This window comes from Ferroplasma sp. Type II (genome assembly GCF_000496155.1).
Genome location: NZ_KI542764.1, coordinates 24,676 through 29,159, shown reverse-complemented (window position 1 = coordinate 29,159; position 4,484 = coordinate 24,676). Strand labels below are relative to the sequence as shown.

6 protein-coding genes are annotated in these 4,484 nt (G+C 31.6%); 4 read left to right on the top strand and 2 right to left on the bottom strand.

Annotated features, from left to right (window positions below):
- Positions 1-205: 205 nt before the first annotated feature.
- Positions 206-1,237, bottom strand: coding sequence for a glycosyltransferase family 1 protein (locus AMDU4_RS10530; RefSeq protein ID WP_290705053.1), 1,032 nt, complete (start codon positions 1,235-1,237; stop codon positions 206-208).
- Positions 1,238-1,464: 227 nt separating this feature from the next.
- Here AMDU4_RS10530 and AMDU4_RS10525 point away from each other — a divergent pair, with 227 nt between their 5' ends.
- From AMDU4_RS10525 to AMDU4_RS10515, 3 genes are read left to right on the top strand one after another with little or no spacing between them, the layout of a single operon-like run.
- A complete protein-coding gene (locus tag AMDU4_RS10525; RefSeq protein WP_021787958.1) occupies positions 1,465-1,734 on the top strand; it encodes a hypothetical protein in 270 nt (89 codons plus the stop codon).
- A complete protein-coding gene (locus AMDU4_RS10520) occupies positions 1,715-2,071 on the top strand; it encodes a hypothetical protein (protein ID WP_021787957.1) in 357 nt (118 codons plus the stop codon). The genes AMDU4_RS10525 and AMDU4_RS10520 overlap by 20 nt, the downstream gene beginning before the upstream one ends.
- A 22-nt stretch (positions 2,072-2,093) precedes the next feature.
- Entirely contained in the window at positions 2,094-2,723 is a 630-nt protein-coding gene (locus AMDU4_RS10515) for an MFS transporter (RefSeq protein WP_021787956.1), read from the top strand.
- A 28-nt stretch (positions 2,724-2,751) separates the two neighbouring features.
- Here AMDU4_RS10515 and AMDU4_RS10510 read toward each other — a convergent pair whose 3' ends face one another.
- Positions 2,752-2,970, bottom strand: coding sequence for a hypothetical protein (locus AMDU4_RS10510; RefSeq protein WP_290705051.1), 219 nt, complete (start codon positions 2,968-2,970; stop codon positions 2,752-2,754).
- A 78-nt stretch (positions 2,971-3,048) separates the two neighbouring features.
- Between AMDU4_RS10510 and AMDU4_RS10505 the strand changes: the two genes are divergently transcribed.
- Positions 3,049-4,484 (top strand): AAA family ATPase (locus AMDU4_RS10505; protein WP_290705048.1); only part of this gene is annotated, 1,436 nt, incomplete at its 3' end.

Here is a 4,484-nt window from a genome sequence, read left to right as displayed (position 1 = left end):
ATTGAACCTGACGGATTTCAATACTTCCACTTCCATCTGTTTTCAAAGTTGCGGCAGTAAGATACATATTAATTATAAAATTTACAACTCCACTATGGTTTTCTGCTGTAAAAATATCCTGTTCCGAATCTATTGTGATATTATATGAGCTATTTATTATATAATTTCGTAGTGAGATAAAACTGATATGTAAACATTTTTACCATTATTTTATTGAATGGTAATAAGAAAGTAGCTTGTTTCGTATAGCATCTCTGGAATAATATTCTGCCCTTTCGAAACCCTTATTTCTATAATAATCACTATTATCCAGTACTTTATAGACTCCTTCTATGTTTTCCTTAATATCTTTAGGATTTACAAGCAATGCAGCACCATCTGAAACCTCTCTTATAACATCTATATCAGAGCTTAGTACCGGCAATCCGGTTTTGAATGCCTCTACCACTGGGTACCCAAAGCCTTCAGCCAGTGTAGGGAAAAAGAGCATGTCACAGGCACCGTATATTTTATTAATTTTTTCTGCATCCACATCTGTAAATGTAATACTATTCCCTACTGGAACGCCTATCCTCACAAGCTGGTACTCCTCTCCCAGGCGATCCATTAATTCCCTAACCATTGAAAGATTTTTTCTTGGCTGATCGGATGATACCGACAATATAAGTTTTTTATTTAATGGCAATCCTAATTCTTTGCGTAATTCATCCTTTCTATTCAATGGATAAAAATTATCAGATATATATGGAGATATCACAGATATTTTACTTTCATTAATATTAAATCTAGTGCTTATCTCATGTTTTACAGAATCGGAGATCGTAATAATGTTATCATATTTCAAATATTCATCTATATATTTTCTCATACCGATTCTTCTTAATTTTTCCACACTACTAAGATCCTTAATATTCTCAGTGAATGCAATAATATCATGGATTGTTACAACCATATATTTGCTTTTAAACATTGGTTTGATTGTCTGTGATGTTATATGTATTATATCATCACAATTATTTATGGCCTTAATTCCAGATTTATAGATAAGGTCACTGAATAAATAATTTAAAACGGAATTTTCAAGGCCTCTGTATGGTGATTTAAAGAGAGCGTCTTGAAATTTATTATTGAATATGAACTGAACTATCCTGCTTTCAGGTGCCATTAAAGTGTAAAGGTCATAGGCATATTTTCCAACGCCAGTTTTCGAAGAATCTACTGTAATATACGTTACCACTGTGATGCATTGTCTCATTATAGAAATATTTTTGTTACGTTAGAAATCGGCAAATTTTCGTTGATAATTTGGAAATTAAAACATTTTGATATAATTGTATCAAATAAAAATCTCAATATTCTTTGAGTCAAACGAATGCCCGTAAGATTACTAAAATTCCTATTCGGAAAAAATCAACAAAGAATTCAAATAATATCTTTGGATAAACTGTGCAATAATGAGGTTAAATGGATAATAGAAAACTCATAGCCCTGAGGTCTTTTATAATAGCAGCTGGTGCAACTGCTGCAGCTTCCTTTGTGGGAGTCTTTGCAGTTATGATAGGAGCATCAGCGGTTGAAATGGGCTGGCTGCAATCATCATCCAACTCACTGAGCAATTTGGGGCAGATTCTCTGGGGGCGTATTAGTGATAGGGTCAGGGCGACGAACGCCCTTTCTGATTTTAGGAAGCGTAATATTAGCTATTCTATGGTACATGCTTCCATATTCTTATAATCCAGTGGATCTCATTATCCTCTATGCATTGATATCGCTTTTTTCAGCCATGATAACTGTCAACTGGTACTCATTCATAGCTGATAATATTGCAGAAAAAAGGGGGCATTTCCTTGCTATAATAACCAATATCGCATCTATGGGCACAGTTATATCTTTGATTGCTATTTTTTTCCTGCTTGATAGCAATTCAAGGAAGGATATTATTATTCCATTCACAGCAGCATCGATTTCATACATAGCATCTGCTTTGATAGGATTTATGCTCACAGAGAAAAAAAGCAAATCAATAATGAGCAAAAATCTTCTAGGGTACCTTAAAAACCCTAAAAAATAATAGTATATTCTATCAATATTTTATGGCAACTAATGTACAGTCTTTTTTCTGGTCACTGGCCTGGCCGATGTTTCCCATAACAATTGTTACAATTATGGGCTTTTCCTTAAAAGTTGTGGCATTGCTCACCATTGCGGCAATTGGATCAGCACTTGTTACACAGTATTTTATTGCAAAATTTATTGATAATATCAACAGGATTCCTTTAATTTTCCTAAATAAGATTATGTTAAGCGGGATACCATTAATGTATGCCTTCTTTGATTCTTTTCCTCTTTTTATAGGAATTGAAATATACAGTGGTTTTTTAGGTTCAATTCAGAATTCTATTCTTACCTCTTATACACTGGATGTCGTTCCGGAGAGTCACCGGGCCGAATATATTTCTATACTCAATGGGTTTAATGGTGCAATTTATTTCGCAGGAGCGTTAACTGGGGGGTACCTTCTTTCTTTGTTTATAGATTTCTTTCCACTGAAACTTGCACTTATATTTTCATATATCATTGTATTTAGTGGTAGATTCATTTCGTCTTTCCTGTTCCGTGGCCTTAAAGAAGTAGGTGGCGGGAGAAACAGGGGGGCATTAAGCATACTGTTTAAACCAAGGCAACCCGGTTCACCCTCTGGGGCCCCCATAAATCCCCGGTGAATAAATTACTATTATTATCTGACAAATTTTAATGAGACTTTGATACAAATTTATTCATCGGCCCCTCTGAGGATTTTTTCATCATTCGGGTCAGTTTCACCTCCCTGACACTGCACGTCAGGGAATACTGTTCCAGGAAATTAAGTACATTTGCAACATCTTCGATCCTGAGTATCATAACTCCCCTCAGGAGCTTTGTACTATTTTTACTCAAAGCAATTATGTCATAATATTCTAAAATTATCAACGAAAATATGGCAATTTCTAATCTAGAAACTATAATATATAGTTTATTTATTACTTTAAAAGGAGAGGATATATTAATATGGAAAACGATGAAATTGAATTTGAAATAAAAAATATTGGACCTATTAAAAAATCAATTATACGTACCAAGAATATTACAACCATATTAGGACTTCCCAATTCAGGTAAAAGTTATGCACTTAGATCAATATACTGGTTTCTTCAACTTCTTGATGAATACAGATTTAAAGAATTTAATCGCTTAGTTAACCATGTTAAATCAGACGAAATTTTAGAAAACAAAATTATGAATGATATGAATAAAGAAATAGAGAAGGAATTAAATGGTATAGTTGATGATTTTATATCAAATAAACAAAATATCCTTCATGAAGTGTATAAAAATAATATAAAAATAAACTATAAAATTAATTTAGAGAAATTAAAATTATTAATTAAAGGTGTATTTAAAGATACTCTTAAGCAATATACAGGGTCTAGTAATATAAAGAATATTAAGGTTAATGGAAAATCAATAGATACGATAATAGATGATTCAATATCGGAAATACCAATATTTGGCTCTGAATACTCAAAGGATGATAACGGATTACACTTTATGTATTCAATACCAAGAAATTCAAATTTTACCCCTGAACAATATTATGAAATAATGAAAAAACTAAGGCGACATCCATTAACTGTTACGATCAATCCAATGAATATTAGCAAAGCAGGCACGAGTATAAACGTGGATGTCACTTTTTCGATTTCAAAGGCAAACGATGAATATTTCCAGGAAAGGCTAGATTTTTATGGATTAAATTTCCCCGGTACAAATATTTCGATTGAAAACTTTCCATATATGGGAATAATTATATCTAATATTTCTAAAAATATATGGACATCTATAATTAATTTTTCATTAAAAAATATAAAATCGGCTATTTCTGATATTTCGGGAATTAATTCGATTAAATTTATTCCGTATGGCAGAAATATAATAGTTCAATTATATAATAATTCATTGAAAAAAAGTTTATATTATCCTGGAGAAATTTTAGAAGATTTGAGTGTTTTAAAAAGTGCGCCATTTTCAAGTTATTTTAAGTGGCTTGATGCTGGAAGAGAAAGACTAAATAATAATCAAAATGAATTAATTAATTTATTTAATTTTATTATAAATGGTGAAATCAAGTCAGATTCAAACACCAATGCCCTGAAATACTTTTTTGGTGATAACAAATCTGTTGATATAGTTTTGTCGTCTGCCATGGTAGAAGAAATAACAGGATTAATGCTTCCCATTATTTCATCAAATGATAAAGATTTAATTATCATTGAAGAACCCGAAGCACAGCTTCATATTAGCACACAAATAATAATGGGAATATTATTGGTGGCTTTAGTTAAGAAAAAAGATATTAAAATTATTTTTTCAACGCACAGTGATACACTTGTAATTGTTATGAATTACTTGCTAACTCAACATGTAGAGAAAAATGATGTCAAAAT